Annotated in this window: 20 protein-coding genes; 8 read left to right on the top strand and 12 right to left on the bottom strand. The window is 63.8% G+C overall.

All coding sequences use genetic code 11. The annotated features are described in order from the left end of the window. Positions 1-128: 128 nt before the first annotated feature. Entirely contained in the window at positions 129-839 is a 711-nt protein-coding gene (locus FJ948_RS17620) for a sulfate transporter family protein (protein WP_140706522.1), read from the top strand. Positions 840-845: 6 nt separating this feature from the next. Here the strand turns inward: FJ948_RS17620 and FJ948_RS17615 are convergent, their stop codons facing one another. The 5 genes from FJ948_RS17615 to FJ948_RS17595 all read right to left on the bottom strand — a co-directional run bounded on the left by FJ948_RS17615 (position 846) and on the right by FJ948_RS17595 (position 4,542). Beyond that, positions 846-1,844, bottom strand: coding sequence for a proline racemase family protein (locus tag FJ948_RS17615; protein WP_140706520.1), 999 nt, complete (start codon positions 1,842-1,844; stop codon positions 846-848). A 15-nt stretch (positions 1,845-1,859) separates the two neighbouring features. Continuing rightward, the gene (locus tag FJ948_RS17610) at positions 1,860-2,663 is read right to left on the bottom strand and encodes an oxaloacetate decarboxylase (protein WP_140706518.1); all 804 of its coding nucleotides are present in this window, start codon (positions 2,661-2,663) and stop codon (positions 1,860-1,862) included. Between the two features lie 170 nt (positions 2,664-2,833). Next, positions 2,834-3,493, bottom strand: coding sequence for an HAD family phosphatase (locus tag FJ948_RS17605; RefSeq protein WP_181173702.1), 660 nt, complete (start codon positions 3,491-3,493; stop codon positions 2,834-2,836). After that, positions 3,493-3,978, bottom strand: a complete 486-nt coding sequence (gene dut / locus FJ948_RS17600; protein ID WP_140706514.1) for a dUTP diphosphatase — start codon at positions 3,976-3,978, stop codon at positions 3,493-3,495. The genes FJ948_RS17605 and dut overlap by 1 nt, the downstream gene beginning before the upstream one ends. 96 nt (positions 3,979-4,074) lie before the next feature. Beyond that, entirely contained in the window at positions 4,075-4,542 is a 468-nt protein-coding gene (locus FJ948_RS17595; RefSeq protein WP_140706512.1) for an Lrp/AsnC family transcriptional regulator, read from the bottom strand. Positions 4,543-4,659: 117 nt separating this feature from the next. Between FJ948_RS17595 and FJ948_RS17590 the strand changes: the two genes are divergently transcribed. Together FJ948_RS17590 and FJ948_RS17585 are read left to right on the top strand one after the other, a co-directional pair. Beyond that, positions 4,660-4,908, top strand: a complete 249-nt coding sequence (locus FJ948_RS17590; RefSeq protein ID WP_140706510.1) for a DUF6356 family protein — start codon at positions 4,660-4,662, stop codon at positions 4,906-4,908. 15 nt (positions 4,909-4,923) lie between these two features. Continuing rightward, positions 4,924-5,724, top strand: coding sequence for a class II glutamine amidotransferase (locus tag FJ948_RS17585; RefSeq protein ID WP_140706508.1), 801 nt, complete (start codon positions 4,924-4,926; stop codon positions 5,722-5,724). Positions 5,725-5,802: 78 nt separating this feature from the next. Here the strand turns inward: FJ948_RS17585 and FJ948_RS17580 are convergent, their stop codons facing one another. Next, positions 5,803-6,876 (bottom strand): FAD-binding oxidoreductase, encoded by a 1,074-nt coding sequence (locus FJ948_RS17580; RefSeq protein WP_140706506.1) that lies wholly within the window; start codon positions 6,874-6,876, stop codon positions 5,803-5,805. Between the two features lie 142 nt (positions 6,877-7,018). Between FJ948_RS17580 and FJ948_RS17575 the strand changes: the two genes are divergently transcribed. After that, entirely contained in the window at positions 7,019-8,611 is a 1,593-nt protein-coding gene (locus tag FJ948_RS17575) for a peptide chain release factor 3 (protein ID WP_140706504.1), read from the top strand. A gap of 77 nt (positions 8,612-8,688) precedes the next feature. Here the strand turns inward: FJ948_RS17575 and FJ948_RS17570 are convergent, their stop codons facing one another. Then, on the bottom strand, positions 8,689-9,159 hold the full coding sequence (locus FJ948_RS17570; protein WP_140706502.1) for a VOC family protein: 471 nt from the start codon (positions 9,157-9,159) through the stop codon (positions 8,689-8,691). A 265-nt stretch (positions 9,160-9,424) separates the two neighbouring features. Between FJ948_RS17570 and ilvD the strand changes: the two genes are divergently transcribed. Next, on the top strand, positions 9,425-11,269 hold the full coding sequence (gene ilvD, locus FJ948_RS17565) for a dihydroxy-acid dehydratase (RefSeq protein ID WP_140706500.1): 1,845 nt from the start codon (positions 9,425-9,427) through the stop codon (positions 11,267-11,269). 163 nt (positions 11,270-11,432) lie between these two features. Here the strand turns inward: ilvD and FJ948_RS17560 are convergent, their stop codons facing one another. Next, complete coding sequence (locus tag FJ948_RS17560) at positions 11,433-13,187, bottom strand: ABC transporter ATP-binding protein (RefSeq protein ID WP_140706498.1); 1,755 nt, start codon at positions 13,185-13,187, stop codon at positions 11,433-11,435. Between the two features lie 151 nt (positions 13,188-13,338). Here FJ948_RS17560 and FJ948_RS17555 point away from each other — a divergent pair, with 151 nt between their 5' ends. Continuing rightward, entirely contained in the window at positions 13,339-14,619 is a 1,281-nt protein-coding gene (locus FJ948_RS17555; protein WP_140706496.1) for an amidohydrolase family protein, read from the top strand. A gap of 107 nt (positions 14,620-14,726) precedes the next feature. Further along, a complete protein-coding gene (locus tag FJ948_RS17550) occupies positions 14,727-15,650 on the top strand; it encodes a DMT family transporter (protein ID WP_140706494.1) in 924 nt (307 codons plus the stop codon). A 101-nt stretch (positions 15,651-15,751) separates the two neighbouring features. Here the strand turns inward: FJ948_RS17550 and FJ948_RS17545 are convergent, their stop codons facing one another. After that, positions 15,752-16,654 carry a phosphotransferase family protein gene (locus FJ948_RS17545; protein WP_140706492.1) on the bottom strand — a complete coding sequence of 301 codons (903 nt, stop codon included), beginning with the start codon at positions 16,652-16,654 and terminating at the stop codon, positions 15,752-15,754. Between the two features lie 96 nt (positions 16,655-16,750). Here FJ948_RS17545 and FJ948_RS17540 point away from each other — a divergent pair, with 96 nt between their 5' ends. After that, positions 16,751-17,383 (top strand): class I SAM-dependent methyltransferase, encoded by a 633-nt coding sequence (locus FJ948_RS17540; RefSeq protein WP_140706490.1) that lies wholly within the window; start codon positions 16,751-16,753, stop codon positions 17,381-17,383. Between the two features lie 37 nt (positions 17,384-17,420). Here the strand turns inward: FJ948_RS17540 and FJ948_RS17535 are convergent, their stop codons facing one another. The 3 genes from FJ948_RS17535 to FJ948_RS17525 form a co-directional block, all read right to left on the bottom strand. Further along, on the bottom strand, positions 17,421-17,918 hold the full coding sequence (locus FJ948_RS17535) for a hypothetical protein (RefSeq protein ID WP_181173701.1): 498 nt from the start codon (positions 17,916-17,918) through the stop codon (positions 17,421-17,423). A 167-nt stretch (positions 17,919-18,085) separates the two neighbouring features. Next, the gene (locus FJ948_RS17530; RefSeq protein ID WP_140706486.1) at positions 18,086-20,527 is read right to left on the bottom strand and encodes an FAD-dependent oxidoreductase; all 2,442 of its coding nucleotides are present in this window, start codon (positions 20,525-20,527) and stop codon (positions 18,086-18,088) included. After that, the gene (locus tag FJ948_RS17525) at positions 20,524-21,411 is read right to left on the bottom strand and encodes a phosphotransferase family protein (protein WP_140706484.1); all 888 of its coding nucleotides are present in this window, start codon (positions 21,409-21,411) and stop codon (positions 20,524-20,526) included. The genes FJ948_RS17530 and FJ948_RS17525 overlap by 4 nt, the downstream gene beginning before the upstream one ends. Between the last annotated feature and the right edge of the window lie 92 nt (positions 21,412-21,503).

Raw genomic sequence — 21,503 nt, 5'->3', positions numbered from 1 at the left:
CAAAAGCGGTTTTCCTGCGCGATCGGGTGAAGGCCGGAAGCGCCCGCGCTTGTGCAGGCGGCCTGCACTGCCTATCTCGGAAGCTGCCCGCCTTCCGGCGGCATTCGCTACCTGGGGGTTGAAGCACCGTGATTTTCGACGCTGCCCGCACCGCGGCCCTGGAGCTGCTCTCGCCTCCGTTCCGGGCCGTGTTCCTCAAGACGCTCGGCCTGACCCTGCTGGCACTGGTCGCCCTGTGGCTCGGCCTGACCAGCCTTGTCGAATGGCTGGCCCTGCCATGGCTGCAGACATTGCTGCCCGGCATACCGTCCTGGGCCGGCTGGCTGGGCGGCATCATCGCGGCCATTGCGCTGGCCTTCGGCCTGGCGCTGCTCGTAGCCCCGGTCACCGCCGTCATCGCCGGCCTGTTCCTCGACGATGTCGCTGAAGTGGTCGAGCGCACCGACTATCCCGGCGACCCGGCCGGACGCCCCATGCCGGCATTGCGCTCGCTGGTGCTGGCGATAAAATTCTTCGGCGTCGTCATATCAGGCAACATCGTGGCGCTGATGCTTCTACTGGTCCCAGGCATCAACATCGCCGCCTTCTTCATCGTCAACGGCTATTTGCTCGGGCGCGAATTCTTCGAATTCGCCGCCATGCGCTTTCGCCCCGAGGAAGAAGCCAGGGCCTTGCGCAGGCACCATGCCGGCACGGTGTTTCTCGCCGGGCTGGTCATCGCGGCCTTCCTCGCCGTGCCGCTGCTCAACCTTTTGACGCCGCTCTTCGCCGCCGCGATGATGGTGCATCTGCACAAGGCGGTCTCGGCGCGGGAAGTCGCACGCGCCCCGCGGCGCTAAATCTCTTCAGCGCAGGAGAAATCCGCGTCCCAGGTCGTCGTCCGGCTCGACAATGAATTCGGCTCGTCCGCAATAATAGGCGCGGCCGCCGACGCGGGCGACGATCGCTTCATGCGGGCCAGCCTTCGCCGTCCGCACCACCGCCCCGGAAAAGCGCGAGCCCGCGATGCTCTCGAAAATGCGCGTCTGCCCAATGGCGATCTCGCCCTTGGCATGCATGGTCGCCAGCCGGGCAGTGACACCGGAACCGGTCGGCGAACGGTCGACCTCCGCCTCGGCGAAGACGCAGACGTTCTTCGTAATCTCGCCGGAGAACGCGTCGCTGCCGTCGGTCAGGATGGTGCCGTAGAGGAAAGCGAGATCGTCATGGTCGGGATGCGACAGCGGGAATTCGGCCTTGAGCTTGTCCGTCAGCGCGGTCGCCGCATCGACGAAGTCGCGCACCCGGTCGCGGCCGAATTCCAGCCCGAACTGATGGCAGTCGGCCAGCGCGTAGAACGCGCCGCCATAGGCGATATCGAACCCGATCCTGCCGTAGCCGGACAGTTCGATCTGTTGGTCGCGGGCGAACAGGAAGGCCGGCACGCTTTCGAACGATACCGCACCCGCTCTGCCGTCGCTGACCGCGACAGAGGCGACGACCAGGCCGCACGGCGCCTCGATGTTGACGGTGGTGAACGGCTCTTGCTTGGCCACCAGCCCTTCGTCGACGGCATAGCGGCCGAGCGCGACGATGGCGTGGCCGCACATGGTGGAGTAGCCCTCATTGTGCATGAACAGCACGGCGAGGTCGGCGCCCGGCAAATCGGGCTCGACCAGCAGCGCGCCATACATGTCGTAATGGCCGCGCGGCTCGAAGATCAGCAGCTTGCGAAAATGATCGAGATTGTCCCGCACATAGGCGCGCTTCTCCAGGATGGTACCCTTGGGGATAGCGGGATAACCGCCAGTAACGATCCGCAGCGGCTCGCCACCCGTATGCATGTCGACGACGGTAAGGATCATCCGGCCGGACCCATCCTAGCCCTGGGATTTGCCATAGAGCGCCTGCAGCTTGCCGAACGGCATGGCCGCACGAGTGAAGCCGAACGTGCCGTCCTGCTGGATCTCGCGCGCCGCCGTCTCCAGCATGCCGTAGGCGAAATTCGTCAGCCACGGCCCCAGCGAAATGCGCTTCACGCCGGCCATGGAGAGGTCGGCGATGGTGAAGCCGGGCCTCGCCATGATATTGACCGGCTTGGTCACCGCCGAGCAGAGCGTGCGCACCATCTCGACGTCGCCGATCCCAGGCGCGTAGAGCACGTCGGCGCCGGCCTTTTCGAAAGCCTGCAGCCGCTTGATGGTGTCGTCGAGATCGGACTTCCCCCACAGGAAATTCTCGGCCCGCGCCGTGAAGACGAAATCCCGCTTCAGCGCCCGCGCGGCTTCGGCCGCTGCCGCGACACGCTCGACCGCGTGCGAAAACTCATAGATGGGCTTCTCCGGATCGCCGGTGTGATCCTCTATCGAGCAGCCGGCAAGCCCGGCGGCTTCCGCCGCGAAAATGGTCTCGGCGGCCTGCTCTGCGCTGTCGCCCTTGCCCCTCTCGAGATCGGCCGAAACCGGCAGTTCGGTCGCTGCCGTCACGTCCCGGCAATGATGGATCATCTGGTCGAAGGTGACCGCACCATCCGGCAGGCCGCGCGAAAAGGCAAAGCCGGCGCTGGTCGTGGCCAGTGCCTTGAAGCCGAACGAGCCAAGCAGCTTCGTCGTGCCCGGATCCCAGGGATTGGGCATGACGAAGGTCGAGGCATGCAGGTCGCGAAAGATCTTGCCCTTGTCCATGAATGCTCCCCATGACGAGTGTCGGGCGGATGCTAGCGCGCCGTTTCCAGCCGGGCAAACGAATGCGGTTGGTTCAGAAGCGTTTCTCGTTCTCTGCTGACAATTCTCGAAAGCGTCGGAATCTGGCGCACGAAGGAAGCACAGCGCCTTGCTGCGTCCAGTGCGGCGGGTCAGTGGATCGGCACCAGCCCGGCGAGCTCGCGCATGTCATCGAACAGGATGCCGCCGGCCTGGATCAGGCCGTCACGGTCTGAATAGGGGTCGCCATGATAGGAAAACACCCGCATACCGGCGGCGATGCCGGCCTGCGTGCCCGCGACGCTGTCCTCGACGACGATGCAGTTGGCGGGCGCGAAGCCCATGGTCCTGGCCGCATGCAGGAACAGGTCGGGGAACGGCTTGCCGCGCGACACCATGGTGGCGGAAAACATCGCATGCTCGAACAGCGGCAACAGCCCGGTCTGGCCAAGCGTGATGTGCATCTTCGAGATCCTGGCCGAAGTGGCCACGCAATAAGCGATGCCGGCCGCACGGACTACCTCGATGAACTCCAGGACATAAGGGATCGCCTCGACGCCGTGGGCGAAGAGATCCGGCAGGCCGGCATTCCAGCGATCGACGAAATCGGCGCCGAGCCTGACCTCGGTCTTCTCTTCGATCTCCTTCTGCACCGAAACCATGCTGCGGCCGGAGAAATTCTTGCGGCAATATTCGAAGGTCGTTGGATACCCGGCGTCGGTCAGCCATTCGGCGAGGCGCCGGTTGGCCAGATTCTCAGTGTCGACGAGAATGCCGTCGCAGTCGAAGATGACCAGCTTTGGAATTTGCATCAGGCGGTGCCGGTCGATCCGAACCCGCCAGCGCCGCGCGCCGTGCCGCCGGCCAGCGACCGCTCTTCCACCGCCACCTGCGTCACGGCGGCGAAAACGATCTGGGCAATGCGCATGCCGCGCGTCACGGCAAAATCCTCGTCACCGAGATTGATCAGCAGCACTTTCACCTCGCCGCGATAGTCGCTGTCGACCGTACCGGGTGAATTGAGGACGGTAAGGCCATGTTTGAAGGCAAGACCCGAGCGTGGCCGCACCTGGCCTTCCATGCCTTCGGGCATTTCCAGGATCAGCCCCGTCGGCACCAGGGCGCGTTTGCCCGGCAGGATCAAAAGCGGCCGGTCGTCGGGCACCGCCGCGCGCAAATCCATACCGGCGGCGCCGGCGCTCTCATAAGCGGGAAGCGGAAGATCCTCACCGTGCGGCAACCTGACGAAGCCGACGGTCGGACCGATGACGGAGGGAGTTTGGAGGGCTGCGCGCATAAAATCGATCCTATCGGCGCGATTGGCGATTCGGTCAATTCGCCCGCAAGGCTATCAACGGCTTTCTTTCGGGCATCACTATGGCCCGAGGACGGCTCAACGCACTTCCATCGGAACGACCGTCGTCTCCTTGATCTCCTCCATGACGAAGGAGGCGGAAACATCGGACAGCGCCACCTTGGCGATGAGGCGCTGATAGAGGCGGTCATAGGCCTTCACGTCGGCGACGCGCGCGCGCAAGACATAATCGAGATCGCCTGACATGCGGTAGACGCCGGTGATCTCGGGCAAGGCGGCAACAGCAGCGCGGAATTTCTGCAGCCAGTTCGGATCGTGGTTGGAGGTACGGATCAGGATGAACACCGAAAGGCCAAGCCCGAGCTTTTCGGCATCGACCAGCGCCACCCGTCCCGTGATGACGCCATCTTCCTCGAGCCGCTTGATCCGGCGCCAGCAGGCATTGCGGGACAACGAGACCCGTTCCGACAGCTGGTCGACGGACAATGTGCCATCGCGTTGCAGCTCGGCCAGCAATCTTCGGTCGATTTCATCGATTTCGGCCATCTTGTGGGATATTTGTCCCAAAATTTAGCAGAATACAAGGACAGATTGAGACAAGTGAACCAACAGACCATGTCAGGATACTCATATCAGGAAGCTCCAGCGCTGAAGGGGACCAGCATGCCGCTCGCAAGCATTTTCACCTCGCATCCGGCCAAGGTCGGCGAGACCTATTTCGGCCATATGGCCTTCGCCGCCTGGTTCTCGTCGCGCCTATCGATGGCGGCGGGGGCGGCACTCGTTCACGCTTTCTTGCCATTTCTCTTCGAGACTACCGCCAGCCGAATCATCCGCGAGCTTTACGAGCGGACGCACAACAGAGGCACACACGCGACCAAGGAGCCCGCGGCTCTTCCGGATCGCGCCTAGGGGACGACGGAAGCGATGTGCCGGTGGGCAGCCTATCTCGGTGAAGCGGTCTTTCTCGAAGACATTCTCACGGCGCCCTGTCACTCGCTGATCGCCCAGAGCCACTGCGCCCAGGAAGCCAAGTCGCCGACCAATGGCGACGGTTTCGGCCTTGCCTGGTACGGCGAGAGACCCGAACCCGGCCTCTACCGCGACATCCTGCCGGCCTGGTCCGACCCTAATCTGAAGAGCCTGTGCCGGCAGATCAAATCCGGCCTGTTCCTTGCCCATGTCAGGGCTTCGACCGGTGGCGCCACCAGCCGCATGAACTGCCATCCGTTCATTTCCGGCCGCTGGTCGTTCATGCACAACGGCCAGATCGGCGGTTTCGAGAAGATCCGCCGCACGCTCGAAAATTCGCTGTCCGACGCCGTCTTCGACCAGCGCGAGGGCACCACTGATTCCGAACTCTTTTTTCTCCTGATGATCGACGCGGGCCTTTCGTCCGACCCGCAAGGCGCCGTCTCGCGTGCCACCAGCCGCGTGCTGGCAGCCTCGCGTCGTGCAGGTATCGAGCCGGCGCTGAAACTGACCGCCGCTTTCTCGGACGGGCAGTCCCTTCATGCCGTGCGCTATGCCAGCGACGCGCAGGCGCCGACGCTCTACACCTCCCTATTCCGCAAGGGGGCTGGCCGCTGCATCGTCTCCGAGCCCTTCGACCGCGAGGGCGGCGACTGGCAGGCGATCCCGCCTTCGAGCTTCGTCACGATGACCAGGGAAGGGATCGCCATCCGGCCATTTGCGCCGACGGCTGAGAAGCTCGCATTGGCCGGCTAGCCCTTCGGTCGGAAAATTGCGGCTACGTCGGGACGGATGGGGGCGCCGTAGAGTGCCACCCCTCCAAAGCAGCCCCCGCTATTGCGCAAACCGACTCAGCCCGTAAGGGGCCAGCAGTGCATCGCGCTCACCACCAAGGATTTCCCGCGTGGCGAACAGGCCGACGGCCGGCGCCAGGGTGATGCCGGAATGCATCACCGCGACATAGACGCCGTCCATGCCTTCGGCGCGGCCGATGATCGGAAAGCCGTCGATCGGCGTCGGCCGGTAGCCGACCGTGTGGAAATCGAGTTCCAGCCCCTCGCAGTCGCGCAACATGGCTTTTGTGGCCGCGAACAGGTCGCGGGCCGTGGCTTCGGCGTTCATCCCCGGATCGGCGCCGCCGAAATCCGAGCCGGCGATGATGCGGCCCTGCGCCGTCTGGCGCATGTGCAGCCGCTCGGCCAGCACCAGCCCGTTGAGCAGCTTCTTGTATGGCCGCGAATGGACGATCAGGCCGGGCGGCGTCTCGATCGGCAGGTTGATGCCGGCGGTCGCCGCAATATCGGGCGAGCCGACGCCTGCCGCGATCACCACCTCGTCGGCGGCGATCAGCCCGTGCGATGTGTCCACGCCGGTTATTCTGCCGTCGGTTTGGGCGAGTGCCGTCACCGTGCTGGCGATGACCCGCGCGCCATGCCGCTCGGCATCCGCCAACAGTGCTTTCGTGGCCGCGACCGGCTCGGCGACACCCTCCTCGGCCACATACAAGGCGACATCCGGCAGCGCGGCGAGATTAGGCTCGATGCGCGCCGCGCCGGCACGGTCGACGCGCTCGATGCCATAACCCCAGGCAGAATGCTCCGCTGCATAGGTTTCCATATCGGCCGCCGGCAGATCCCAGCACAGGCCGCCGCACCAATTGAGCGGCAGGCTGGGCAGATCCCGCGCCAGGCGCGCCCACTCAGCCATGGCGCGGGTGCGCAGCCGGAAATACGGCTCCGGGTTACCCCAGCTGGCATTGATCCAGGCAAACGAGTTAGGCGTGGCGACACCACCGACCTTGCTGTCGGCAATCACCGTCACCCGCGCCCCGGCTCTGGTCAGATGCCAGGCAATGGAGGCGCCGATAATGCCGGCGCCGATGACGATCACTTGCTTGGCGCTGCTCATGCGGGTCTCCATAAAAAACAGATCTTCTGATGCCATCGCGTCGATCCTATCTCAAGAGCCCGCGGGCCAATCCGGGCAAATCTGTTCGACAGGCAGGGAAAGCGCTGCTAGAAGCCCGCGCCACAGACAGGATTCCGAAAAATTGGCTGAAGACATCGAACAGGCGGTATCGCGCCGCCGCACCTTCGCGATCATTGCCCACCCGGACGCCGGCAAGACGACGCTGACCGAAAAGCTGCTTCTGTTCGGCGGCGCCATCCAGCTTGCCGGCGAGGTCAAGGCCAAGAAGGACCGCATCCAGACGCGGTCCGACTGGATGAAGATCGAGCGCGAGCGCGGCATTTCGGTCGTCACCTCGGTGATGACGTTCGAGTACGAGGACAATGTCTTCAACCTGCTCGATACGCCCGGCCACGAGGATTTCGCCGACGACACCTATCGCACGCTGTCGGCGGTCGACTCGGCCGTCATGGTCATCGACGCCGCCAAGGGCATCGAGCCGCGCACGCTGAAGCTGTTCGAGGTCTGCCGGCTGCGCGACATCCCGATCATCACCTTCGTCAACAAGATGGATCGCGAGAGCCGCGACCCGTTCGAGATTCTGGACGAGATCGAGCAGAAGCTGGCGCTCGACACCGCTCCCATCACCTGGCCGATCGGCCGTGGCAAGACCTTCTCCGGTACCTATCACCTGGCGCTGAACGCGGTGCGCAGGGGCGACGACGAAAAGGAACGCACGCCGGTCAACGGGCCCGATTCCAACCGCGTTGCCGGCCTGTTGCCGGACAATGAGCGCGAGGCCTTCATCGAGGAACTGGAGCTCGCACGCGAGGCCTGCCGGCCGCTCGACATCGAAGCCTTCCGCGAAGGCCATCTGACGCCGGTCTATTTCGGCTCGGCGCTGCGCAATTACGGCGTGCGCGACCTGATCGAGGCGCTTGGCGCCTTTGGCCCGCCGCCGCGCGCGCAGGAGGCCGACACCCGCACGATCGAGGCCACGGAGGAGAAGATGACCTCCTTCGTTTTCAAGATCCAGGCCAACATGGACCCCAACCACCGCGACCGCATCGCTTTCGTGCGCGTCTGCTCGGGCAAGCTCGAGCGCGGCATGAAGGCCAAGCTGGTGCGCACTGGCAAGCCGATGAGCCTGTCGGCGCCGCAGTTCTTCTTCGCCCGCACCCGCGTCACCGCCGACGAAGCCTTCGCCGGTGATGTCGTCGGCATCCCCAACCACGGCACGCTGCGCATCGGCGACACGCTGACCGAGGGCGAGGAGATCCTGTTCCGCGGCGTGCCGAATTTCGCCCCGGAAATCCTGCGCCGCGTCCGCCTCGGCGACGCCATGAAGGCCAAGAAGCTGAAGGAAGCGCTGCACCAGATGGCCGAGGAAGGCGTCGTGCAACTATTTTCGCCCGAAGATGGCTCACCGGCCATCGTCGGTGTCGTCGGCGCCCTGCAACTCGATGTTTTGAAAGAGCGGCTGAATTTCGAATACACGCTGCCCGTCGAATTCGAGATGTCGCGCTTTTCCGTCTGCCGCTGGATTTCGGCCGACGACAAGACCGAAGTGCACCGCTTCATCGAAGCGCATCGCGGCGACATCGCCAGGGATCTCGACAACGACCCAGTATTCCTCGCCCAGCATGCCTTCTCGCTGAATTACGAAGCCGAACGCTGGAAAGCGATCCGCTTCGCCACGATCAAGGACTATCAGGTGAGAGACAAAGCGGCGTGACCTCTTCTTCTCCCCGTTCTGCGGGGAGAAGTGCCCGGAGGGCGGATGACGGGCAGCGCGAAGGTTGAAAACTTCGCTCAGCCCTTCGCCGCTTCCTCGATCTTGGCGATGTCGATCTTGCTCATCTGCATCATCGCCGACATCACGCGACCGGCCTTGGCCCTGTCCGGATCCTGAAGCAGTCGCGGCAGCTGCTCCGGCACCACCTGCCAGGAGACGCCGAACTTGTCTTTCAGCCAGCTGCATTGCGACGGTTCGCCGCCACCTTCGATGAGCTTGTCCCAGAAATAGTCGACCTCTTCCTGCGTCTTGCAGTCGATCGACTGTGACATCGCCTCGTTGAACTTGAATTGCGGTCCGCCGTTGAGCGCTTGAAACTGCACACCGTCGAGTTCGAACGTGGTCACCAGCGCTTTGCCCGCATTGGCGTGACCCTCAGGCCAGCGCATCACGCTCAGCACCTTCGAATTCTTGAAGATGGAGACGTAGAAATTCATCGCTTCTTCGGCCTGGTCGTCGAACCACAGGCAGGTGGTGATCTTTTGCATGTCGTGCTCCTCGGTGCCTTTTGCTGCTACAGTGGACGGCTGATTGAGAAATGGTCCCATTCCTTGCCGTTGATCCAAGGACGGGCGTCCGGCCGGCGATCCGACAGGGGCCGCGATCTTTTTTTCGCAAACCCTGATTTTCCGGGAGAATCTGGCGCATTGCAAAAATGTGGCCAGACCATACTTGCCGGTCTATAAACCCTGCGATCAAAGTTCAGTGCAGCCGCGCCACTCTTCGGCTGCGGCCAGCCACCAAGGAAAAAATATGCCTGCCTATCGCTCCCGCACCACCACCCATGGCCGCAACATGGCCGGCGCCCGCGGCCTTTGGCGTGCCACAGGCATGAAAGACAGTGATTTCGGCAAGCCGATCATCGCCGTGGTCAACTCCTTCACCCAGTTCGTGCCCGGCCATGTCCATCTGAAGGATCTCGGCCAGCTCGTCGCGCGCGAGATCGAGAAGGCCGGCGGCGTCGCCAAGGAATTCAACACCATCGCTGTCGATGACGGCATCGCCATGGGCCATGACGGCATGCTCTATTCGCTGCCGTCGCGCGAACTGATCGCCGATTCCGTCGAATACATGGTCAATGCGCATTGCGCCGACGCCATGGTCTGCATCTCCAACTGCGACAAGATCACCCCCGGCATGCTGATGGCGTCGCTGCGTCTCAACATCCCGACAGTCTTCGTCTCCGGCGGGCCGATGGAGGCCGGCAAGGTGGTGCTGGCCGGCAAGACGCAGGCGCTCGACCTTGTCGACGCCATGGTCGCGGCCGCCGACGACAAGATCTCCGATGAGGACGTCAAGGTCATCGAGCGCTCGGCCTGCCCGACCTGCGGTTCGTGCTCCGGCATGTTCACCGCCAATTCGATGAATTGTTTGACCGAGGCGCTCGGCCTGTCGCTGCCGGGCAACGGCTCGACATTGGCAACCCATGCCGACCGCAAGCGGCTGTTCGTCGAGGCCGGCCATCTCGTCGTCGATCTCGCCCAGCGCTATTACGAACAGGATGACGAAAGCGCGTTGCCGCGCAGCATCGCCTCCAAGGGCGCCTTCGAGAACGCCATGACGCTCGACATCGCCATGGGCGGCTCGACCAATACGGTGCTGCACATCCTGGCCGCCGCGCATGAAGGCGAGGTCGACTTCACCATGGAGGACATCGACCGGCTGTCGCGGCGGGTGCCAGTGCTGTGCAAGGTGGCGCCAGCCAAGTCCGACGTGCACATGGAGGATGTCCACCGCGCCGGCGGCATCATGGCCATTCTCGGCCAGCTCGACAATGCTGGCCTGCTCAACCGCGATTTGCCGACGGTGCATACTGCCAGCCTCGGTGAAGCGCTCGACCATTGGGATATTTCGCGCACGACCAGCCAGAATGTGCGCGACTTCTTCCTCGCCGCTCCCGGCGGCGTGCCAACGCAGGTCGCCTTCAGCCAGGACCGCCGCTGGGACGAGCTCGACGTGGATCGCGAAAAGGGCGTCATCCGCTCGGCGAAGACGCCGTTCTCGAAAGACGGCGGTCTCGCCGTGCTGAAGGGCAATCTGGCGCTCGACGGCTGCATCGTGAAGACGGCCGGGGTCGACGAGTCGATCCTGAAATTCACCGGCCCTGCCCGTGTCTTCGAGAGCCAGGACGCCTCGGTCAAGGCGATCCTGGCCAATGAGATCAAGGCCGGCGACGTCGTCGTCATCCGCTACGAAGGCCCCCGCGGCGGCCCCGGCATGCAGGAAATGCTCTATCCGACCAGCTATCTGAAGTCGAAGGGCCTCGGCAAGGCCTGCGCGCTGGTCACCGACGGCCGCTTCTCCGGCGGCACATCAGGCCTGTCGATCGGCCATGCGTCGCCGGAAGCGGCGGAAGGCGGCACGATCGGGCTGGTGCAGGAGGGCGACACGATCGAGATCGATATCCCGAACCGCACCATCCGCCTGGCCGTCAGCGACGCCGAACTCGACGCGCGCCGCGCGGCCATGGAAGCCAAGGGCGCTTTGGCCTGGAAGCCGCAGGAAAAGCGCAAGCGCAAGGTGACCACCGCATTGCGCGCCTACGCCGCCTTCGCCACCAGCGCCGATAAGGGCGCGGTGAGGCACGTGCCGGAGTGAGGTTCGCGCCAAGCCCCCTCATCCGGTCGCTTCGCGGCCACCTTCTCCCCGGTGGGGAGAAGAGAGGCTGGTGCCGGCGTTGATAATCTCTTCTCTCCTCGGGGAGAAGGTGGCCCGAAGGGCCGGATGAGGGGGCTTGGCTCCGACATCCGGAAAACACCGCTCACGGCATCAACTGATATTCATAAAGCTTCTGGTAAAGCCCGCCCTGCCTGAGCAGGGCCTTGTGCGGGCCGCTTTCCACCACCTTGCCGGCTTCCAGCACCACGATCGTGTCCGCCTGGTGGACGGTCGACAGCCGGTGCGCGATGACGATGGTGGTGCGCCCTTCCGTCAGCTGTTGTAGCGCGTCGCGGAACAGCGCCTCCGACTCCGCGTCGAGGGCGCTGGTCGCTTCGTCCAGCAGCAGGATTTCGGCATTGCGCAGCATGGCGCGCGCGATCGAGATGCGCTGGCGCTGGCCGCCCGACAAAAGGCCGCCATTCTCGCCGACATCAGTCTCGTAGCCCTTAGCCTGTGCCATGATGAAGTCATGCGCGTTGGCGGCCCTGGCGGTGGCGATCACCTCGTCGTCGGTCGCGCCCTCGCGCCCAAGCCGGATGTTGTGCATGATGGTGCCGGCAAACAGGAACGTGTCCTGGCTGACATAGGCGATCTTTTCCCTGAGCGACGCCAGCGTCGCATGGGAGATGTCCTGGCCGTCGAGCAGCACCTTGCCGCTCCTGGGGTCATACATGCGCATGATCAGGTTGAGGATCGTCGACTTGCCGCCGCCCGAAGGCCCGACCAGCGCCGTCATCTTGCCGGGCGCCAGGGTCAGGTCGAAGCCGTCCAGCACCGGCGGGCCGTTCTGATAGGCGAAGCTGACGGCATCGAACCTTATCTCGCCCGGCCCGCCCAATAGCGGCCGCGCATCGGGCTTCTCCGCCAATGTCAGCGGCTCGTCTGCGAGCTGGAACATCATGCGCACGCCGACAATGCCGCTCTCCAGGGAGATACGGACGCGCGCGAGGCGCTTGGCCGGCTCATAGGCAAGCAGCAGCGCGGCGATGAAGGCCATGATGTTGCCAGGCATCTGGCCGCCCTGCAGGACCAGCAAGCCGCTGACCATGACGGCGCCGGCGATCGCCAGCCCGGCCAGCGTCTCCATCACCGGGCTGGTCACCGCCTCCAGCGCGGCGATGTTGTTGGCCCGATCCTCGACGTCCGCCACCGCCCTGTACATGCGTTTGCGCATCAGGCCTTCGAGGTTGAAGGATTTGACCACGCGCACGCCGATCGCGGTTTCCTGCATCACCTGCACGATCTGCCCGACCGAGCGGAACTCCATGGCCGCGAATTTGCGCACGCGCTTCAGGATGCGGTTGACGCCGTAGATGGCTATGGGTCCGACGACGAAGCAGATCAGCGACAGCGCCGGCTGCTGCCAGACCATGATCCCGATCAGGGCAGCCAGGGTCACCAGATCGCGCACATAGGAGGTGACGACGAGGTCCAGCACGTTGCGTGCCGCCTGGGCATTGTTGGTCATGCGGGTGATCAGGTCGGACGACGAGGTAGAATGGTAGAACTCGATGCCTTGCGCCAGGATGCGGTCATAGATCTTGCGCTGCCGTTCGGCGATGATGGCATTGCCGACCCGGCTCATGAAATAGGCCTGGACGAAGTTGGCGATGCCCTTGACGATGAAGATCCCGGCGACCGCCACGGCGATCATGTTGACGCGGTCGAGCCTTTTGTCGATCACGAATTCATTGGTGATTTCGCGCAGGATCCAGGCGCTGGCGGCCGTCATGCCGGCCACCACCAGCATCGACAGAATGGCGGCGCCGTAGCCAAACTTGTGCTGGTGAAAGGATTCCCTGAGCAGCCTTGCGACGAGGCGCTGGTTCTCCGTCGAGCGGAAGAAACGAAACAACGGCTGATCCTTGATGCCGGGATGACGAAGGCGGCTTATAGAGGGAGTTGCCACCGGAGGGAACCTTTCCCCGCCGTGGAAAGAAACCGCTGCGGCAAGCTGTCTTTTGAGACACGATGGAACAGTGATTCTTCAAGCGGGATGATGACAGATGGATTTCGACCTTATCGTGCGTAGCGGTACGCTGCCGGATGGCGGTATCGCCGACATCGGCATCAGCGGCGAGACGATCGCGGCGATCGAGCCGAAGCTCGACGGTTCCGCGCGGAGCGAGGTCGACGCCCGCGGCAACCTCGTGTCGCCGCCCTTCGTCGATCCGCATTTCCATATGGACGCCACGCTGTCCTACGGCATACCGCGCATCAACGCGTCGGGCACGCTGCTCGAAGGCATTGCCCTGTGGGGCGAATTGAAGCCGCTCTTGACGCACGAGGCGGTGCGCGACCGGGCGCTCGCCTATTGCGACTGGGCGGTGTCGATGGGGCTGCTCGCCATCCGCACCCATGTCGATGTCTGTGACGACAGGCTGCTGGCGGTCGCGGCGCTGCTCGAGGTCAAGAAGATCGTCGCACCCTATATCGATCTTCAACTCGTGGCCTTCCCGCAGGACGGCCTCTATCGCTCGCCGGCGGCGCGACAGAACACCATCCGCGCGCTGGACATGGGTGTCGATATCGTCGGCGGCATTCCGCATTTCGAGCGCACCATGGCCGACGGCACGCGCTCGGTGACCGAACTGTGTGAGATCGCGGCAAAACGCGGACTGATGGTCGACCTGCATTGCGACGAGACCGACGATCCCCTGTCGCGCCACATCGAGCAACTGGCTTATGAAACGCAGCGCCTCGGCCTGCAGGGCAGGGTGGCCGGTTCGCACCTCACCTCCATGCATTCGATGGACAATTACTATGTCTCGAAGCTTCTGCCGCTGATCGCTGAAGCCGGTGTTTCCGCGATCCCCAATCCCTTGATCAACATCATGCTACAGGGCCGCCATGACGCCTTCCCGAAGCGCCGCGGTCTGACCCGAGTCAAGGAGATGCTGGCGCTCGGCATCCGCGTCGGCTGGGGCCAGGATTGTGTGCTCGATCCCTGGTATTCGCTCGGCACCGCCGACATGCTCGACGTCGCCTTCATGGGCCTGCATGTCGCCCAGATGTCGAGCCCGGCCGACATGGCGCGCTGCTTCGACATGGTCACCAACGTCAACGCCGCGATCATGGGGCTCGATCACCTGGGTCTGGCAGTCGGCAAACGCGCCAGCCTTGTCGTTCTCGACGCGGGCAATCCGATCGAGGCCTTGCGCCTGCGCGCCGAACGCATCTGCGTCATTGCCAGGGGCAAGGTGGTGGCGGAACGGACGAGGCAGGATACCAGGCTTTCCATTCCCGGCAGGCCGGGTCATGTGAACCGCAGAAATATATCGACCTAGATACAACCGATTCCCGACGCTGGTCTTACCGATTTCCTAATTCTCCTCGTCAAAGTCACCGCTTCCGTCTACGACGCGGCTCAGGCGAGGGAGGAATCGGGGTCGGCATGACGCAACCCGTGGCGCACAATTCCCCAATCAGGAATGTTCTTCTGGCCGGCATCCTGCTGATGCTGGCCGGCGACTTCCTGTTTGCGCTGAACGACGCCATGGGCAAATGGCTGGTCGCCAGCTTTTCCGTCGGCCAGGTGGTGCTGATCCGCTCCATCGGCGCCTTTATCGTGCTCGGCCCGATGATCGCCAATCAGGGCGCTGGCAGACTGTTCCAGATGGAGCGGCCCGGGCTGCAGATCCTGCGCGTGGTGGCGACGACGCTGGACACCGCCTTGTTCTACGCCGCCGTCGTCTATCTGCCGCTTGCCGATGTGATGAGCTTCTACATGGCAGGGCCGATCTATGTAGCGGCGCTATCGCATTTCCTGCTTGGGGAAAAGGTCGGCTGGCGCCGCTGGGTGGCGATCCTGCTCGGCTTCTGCGGCGTGGTGATCATGCTGAAGCCGTCCTCTGCCGCGTTCTCGCTGTCGTCGAGTTTCGCCCTTGTCGGCAGCCTCGCCTTCGCCTTCGCCATCATCCTCAACCGGCGCCTGCGCGGCACCAGCGACACCAATCTGGTGACGTGGCAGACGATCGGCACGCTGGCGGTTGGCGGTGTGCTGACCATCGGCGCCTGGAAGACGCCGTCGGCGCTCGATCTCGGCGCCATGCTGCTGCTCGGCATCGTTTCCTGCGGCGCTCATCTGATGATCACGCGGGCGCTGAAACTGGCACCGGCCTCGACGCTGGCGCCGCTGCACTACACGCTGCTCCTGTGGGCCGTGGTGTTCGGGCTGGTGTTCTTCGGCGACGTCCCCAGCCCGCGCATCCTGATCGGCTCGGGCATCATCGTTCTCGCCGGCCTGTTCATTTTCCACCGCCAGAAGGTGGTAGACACCACGGTGCCCCCGGAGAACGTACTGAAGGGTGTGAATTAAAGGCCGGCGGATGGCAGCCTGGTTGCTTCACGTGGCATCGCGCTGATGGTGTTTGATCGCGTCGACCGCCGCCTGGATATCGCCGGCTAGAGTCCCGGGGCTTAGCCTTCTCTCACCGCAGCAAGGTGCCTGGAAAACTCTGGTGTCTCCATCAGCGCCTTGCAGCGCGCGAACCGCCCGTCGGCATAGGCGCGGAAATCGTCCACCGGATTGTTGTTGGCGAGCTGGATCAGCCCCCACAGCGTCCACAACAGGTCGCACATCGCCTTGTAGATGACGACGCGTCCCCGTTCCGCCGGCCTCGCCTCCCCGCCGAAATAGGCGCGCATCAACTCCTCGTCCTGGGCGGCGTCGAACTTGCCTTCCACGCTGAGATCGCCGAGGTCCCAGAGCGGGTCGTTCATCCCGGAATACTCCCAGTCGACAATCCACATCCGCTCGCCCGTATCGAGGAAATTCTCGCACAGCGGATCGCAATGGCAGGCGACGAGAGGCAAGGGGCGGACGGCCAAGGCCGAGCGCACGCTTTCTGCCTCGCGCACCACGTCGTGATAGCCGGCGGGCAGGGCGACATCCCTGGTCGATAGCACCTTGAGATAGTCGTCGATCATCGAAAACAGCTCGAAGCGGAAGGGAAACACCGCGCCGGACGCGTGCAGCTTGCGGAAGGCCTTGGCCGCCCGCGCCGGACTGCCCTGCCGGTCCCTGAATTTCTCTGGCGACATCGTCTCGGCACCGGCGATATAGCGCGTCACCATCACCCCGGTGGCAGCGTCGGCATGCAGCACCTCGGGGCTGACGTCGGCTCTTGCCGCCTCGCGCGCGGCAATCGCCTCGTTGACGCGGTTGATGTATTCCTCGGTGCCTTTGCCTGGAATGCGCAGGCAGTAATCGCCGGCCCTGAAGACGAGGTTGGTCAGGCCGCCGAGCCGGTCCAGTGGCCCGGTGTAGCCGGCCAGCACCGGAATAGCGGCAAGTTTTGCCCGCGGCTCGTCTGTCTCCATGCCTGCGTCCCCACGCCGTTATTTCTTCGCTGCAACGGTTCCACAATTTTCGCCGTTTGGCTATCATCCCGGCAAGACGAAGGAGTTGGCGGGCACGTGGCGGACAGCAAGCATCATGGCGCACTCGGCGAGGTCTACGCGGCCAAGCGCCCGGAAGAAGTGGCGGCACTCTACGACCGCTGGTCGCAGACCTACGACGCCGACATGTCGGCCGCCGGTTACCGCCACCCGACGATCTGCCTTGCACTGCTCGCCCGCCATCTGCCGCGCGGCTCAAGCCCGCTACTCGACGCTGGAGCGGGTACGGGGCTGATCGGCGAATGGCTCGATATAACAGGCTATCCCGAGGTCGAGGCGCTGGATATCTCGCAAGGCATGCTGGATCAGGCCGCGCGCAAGGGCGTCTATTCGGCGCTGCATTGCCTGGCGCTCGGCGGCGCCCTGCCTTTTGCCAGCGACGCCTATGCCGGCATCGTCTCGGCCGGCGTCTTCACCTCGGGCCATGTCGGCGCCGACGGGCTGGACGAACTGATCCGCATCTGCCGGCCGGGCGGGGTGATCGTGCTGACGGTCAAGAACACGCTGTGGGATCAGGGCTTTGCCGCGCGCATCGCCGAACTCGAAGCGCAAGGTCTGGTCGTCCGCGTCGAGGAAACGCGCCCCTACGTCTCTATGCCTGGCGAGGCCGACACCGTGCCCAGCCGTGGTCTCGCCCTGCGCGTGTGCTGATTCTCAATGCAGTTCGGTAAGGAGTAACCCGCGGCGATCACCAAGGGCACATTGATCGGATTGCCTCCTTTGCTTTATCAAAGTTGGTCATCTTGTATTTCGATACCCGCACCCATTTCTTATCGGTATCTTCATATCGGATTGAAAGGTCTCCCACTTCGGAAAGTGAATCCAGGAAGATTCCAGCTTCTTTGGTATCCCAAATACCGGGAAGCAGCTTGCTGACCACCCACCGCTCTTTCTTTTCGGGCTCGTCGTTTCGTCGGATGAAAATGTCGTGGTGCTGCCCATCGACGCCAATGTCGGATATGAGGGCGACCGACAAGCTTCCTTCGGTGCAACTAGCCAAAAGCATGGCGGAGACTGGGTGCGTGACAGTGCTGGGATCGTCAACCCAAGGGTTTAACATCGCGGTTATTCTGGAGGCCCCAGACTCGTCCTTGCCTCGTGCAACCGTCCAGACGCTCAATTTGCTGGGGTCATCTTTGGCGATTGCTGTGGAGACGCTTAGGTCAAGGACTGCATAGATAAACAAGCACAACGCCTTAGCCGGTCGAATAGTCTCTGTGCGTAGCGTCATCGAGGGCAGTTTGAGAGATTTTGTCATGGCAGTTACCCGCTACGGACCTTGAAATGACTTCCCTGTAATCGCAGATGGGGGCTCAACCGGTCAATACGTCGCGCCTTCCTGCCTAGAATGCCTTAAGCCCTGACTTTCTCGCCATCCGGGTCATACATCGGCTCGAGGTGGAGTTTAGCCGGCGTCCGCTGCATCGCGACCACCAGTTCATAATTGCCCGAGGCGAGGAAATCATCGCTCACCCCCTCGGCGTCGCGCACATAGCCGTAGCCAATATTCTTGCGCACCGTGTAGCCGTAGCCGCCGCTGGCCAGATAGCCGACCGGCGCGCCATTGCGCAGGATGGTTTCGCGGCCGACGAGCACGATCTCCGGATCGTCGACCGTGAAACCGGCAAAGCGCTTCTTCAAAGCCGCCCCGCCAACTTTCTCGAGCGCGCGCCGTCCGACGAAGTCGGTGTTCTTCCTGAGCTTGACCGCCCAGCCGAGCCCAGCCTCCAGCGGTGTGTCGTTGGGGGTGATGTCGGAGCCCCAGGCGCGATAGCCCTTTTCCAGCCGCAGCGATTCGAGCGCGCGGTAGCCGACCGGCCGGATGTCATGCCTCTTGCCGGCCGCCATCAGCGCGTCGAAGACTTCCCCGGTGGCCGCGATCGGCACATGCAGCTCCCAGCCCAGTTCGCCGACATAGGTGACGCGCAGCGCCCGCACCGTGTGACCGGCGATGACGATCTCCCTGACATGGCCGAACGGGAAGCTGGCATTCGACACATCGCTCCCGGTCACATCAGAAAGCACGTCGCGGGCACGCGGTCCCATCAGCGACAGCGTGCCGAAATCCTCGGTGACGTCGGTCAGCCTGGCATCGAGGCCCTCGCCAATATGGTCGCTGATCCACGAGGCGTCGTGAGTGCGGAAACCGGTGCCGGTGACGATGTAGAACTTCTCCTCGGCAAGCCGCGACACCGTCAGGTCGGCCTCGATGCCGCCGCGCGTGTTGAGGAGTTGCGTGTAGGTCAGCCGGCCGACCGGCTTGCTGACATCGTTGGCGCAGATCCAGTCGAGCGCCTTGGCCGCGTCAGGCCCGGTCAATTCGTATTTGGCGAACGACGACTGGTCGAAGATGCCGACATGCTCGCGTACATGCCGGTGCTCGTCGCCGACGGCGGCAAACCAGTTCTGCCGGCCCATCGAATAGATGTCGCGCGGCTCGACGCCCTCCGGCGCGAACCAGTTCGGCCGTTCCCAGCCGAGCTTGGATCCAAAGACGGCGCGATGGTTTTTCAGCCTGTCATAGAGCGGCGAGACGATGCGCGGCCGGCCGCTGGTGTATTCCTCATGCGGGAAGCCGATCGTATAATGCTTGCCATAGGCCTCCAGCGTGCGCTCGCACACCCATTGCCGGTCGCGGTGCAGGTTGGAAAAGCGCCTGATGTCGACCACCCACAGGTCGAGCGGCGCCTCGCCATCGACCACCCATTGCGCAAGCACCCAGCCGGCCCCGCCGCCGGAGGCGATGCCGAAGGCGTTGAAGCCGGCGCCGACAAACATGTTGGCGCATTCGGGCGCCACGCCGAGGATGAAATTGCCATCCGGCGTGAAGCTTTCCGGCCCGTTGATCATCTGCTTGACGCCAACGGTTTCCAGCGCCGGCACCCGCGCGATCGCCTGTGCCATGTGCTGCTCGAAATGATCGTAATCGTCGTCGAACAGCCGGAACTCCCAGTCATTGGGCACGTCCCCTGTTGTCCAGGCCTGCGGGTTCGGCTCGTAGCCGCCCATCACCAGGCCGCCGACCTCCTCCTTGAAATAGGTGCGCCGGTCGGGGTCGCGCAACGTCGGCGCGTCGGTCGCCAGCCCATCGATCTTTTCGGTGATGATGTACTGGTGCTTGACCGGCTGCAGCGGCACGTTGATGCCGGCCATGGCGCCGAGCTGCCGTGCCCATTGGCCGGCGCAATTCACCACCTTTTCGCAGGCAATGTCGCCTTGATTGGTCTTCACCGCCGTGATGCGGTCGCCCTTCATTTCGAAGCCGGTGACGCGCACGTCCTCATAGAGCCTGGCGCCATGCATGCGCGCGCCCTTGGCCAGCGACTGGGTGATGTCGGACGGGCTCGCCTGGCCGTCGGTCGGCAGCCAGGAGGCACCGACCAGATCGCCGGTTTCCATCAGCGGCCACATCGCCTTGACCTCCGCCGGAGACAGCAGATGCATGTCCATGCCGAAGCTCTTCGCCGTCGTCGCCAGCCTCTTGTACTCGGTCCAGCGGTCGGCATTGGTGGCGAGCCTGAGACACCCGGTCATCTTCCAGCCGGTGGCGAGCCCGGTCTCGGCCTCCAGCCCCTTGTAGAGGTCGACGGAATATTTCAGCACCCGCGTGATCGAGGCCGAAGAGCGCAATTGCCCGACAAGGCCGGCAGCGTGCCAGGTCGAGCCCGAAGTCAGCTTGCCCTGTTCGAGCAGCACCACGTCGGCCTTGTGGTCGCGCGCCAGATGATAGGCCGTCGAACAGCCGATGATGCCGCCGCCGATGACGACGACCGCGGCCTGGCTAGGCAAGGTCATGATTTCAGGATCCCGTATTTTGTCCGGTAATTGTCCAGCGCCGCGTCGAGCCGCACCAGGTTTTCCTCGGTGTAGGCGACGTAGTCGATGCCGGGCGCGTCGAGATAGAGCTCCGATACCATGCTCCACATCGCCTCGCGCAGCAGCGAGGCGCATTGCATGGCGGCGTGCGAGCGGCGGATCGCCTCGTCCGGTTCCTTCATGAAATAGGCAGTCAGGAAGGCGAAGGATTCCTCGTCGCTCATGCCGGCGTTCGAAGCGACGCCGGCAAGGTCGAACATCGCTGTGTTGAAGCCGGCATATTCGAAATCGATCAGCCACAACCTGCTGCCGTCGTCGAGAATATTGGCCGGCAACAGATCATTGTGTCCAAAGACGATCGGCAGCAATTTCTGCGCCCGTTCCAGTTCATCGGCCAGTGCCAGGAAGTGCTGCAGGTCACCGCGCTTGCGGCTGCCGCCCTCGTCGAGCGTGCGCGCATAGTCGCGAATGACGTGGAACACCCAGAACATGAAGCCGGCGCCGGAAATATGGTTGGGCATCTCCCGGTGAAAGCCGCGCATCAGCGCGGCGACGCGGCCGAGATTGGCGCGCACGTCCTCGGCCAGATAGGTCTTGGCGCCGAGAAACGCCGTCACCAGGATTCCCGGTTCGGCATAGTGGACCGCCGGCGCGAAGCCGGCCGCGTGCGCCGCGCGCGCGGTCATCACCTCGCGTTCGCGGAAGACATGGTGGAACGGATAATCCTGGCCGAAGCGCACGACATGTTTGCCGGCCGCGTCGGTCACAACATAATTGGCGTTGCTCAAGCCGCCGGGCAGCGGCGCGATCTCGATGGCCCCCGTCCAGCAGGGCAGGGCGTGGATGCGGTCTTCGGCAATCACGAAATCATCCCTGGTTTGCTGGTCTGGTTTGCTGGGCTTCGACAAGGCGCCACGGGCAGCGCAACGACGGCGGAGGGAAGTGCAAACAATCT

The sequence above is a fragment of the Mesorhizobium sp. B2-3-12 genome (genome assembly GCF_006442205.1).
Taxonomy (GTDB): domain Bacteria; phylum Pseudomonadota; class Alphaproteobacteria; order Rhizobiales; family Rhizobiaceae; genus Mesorhizobium.
Note: the sequence above shows the minus strand (reverse complement) of the source record. Positions and strands in the feature narration are given on the sequence as shown.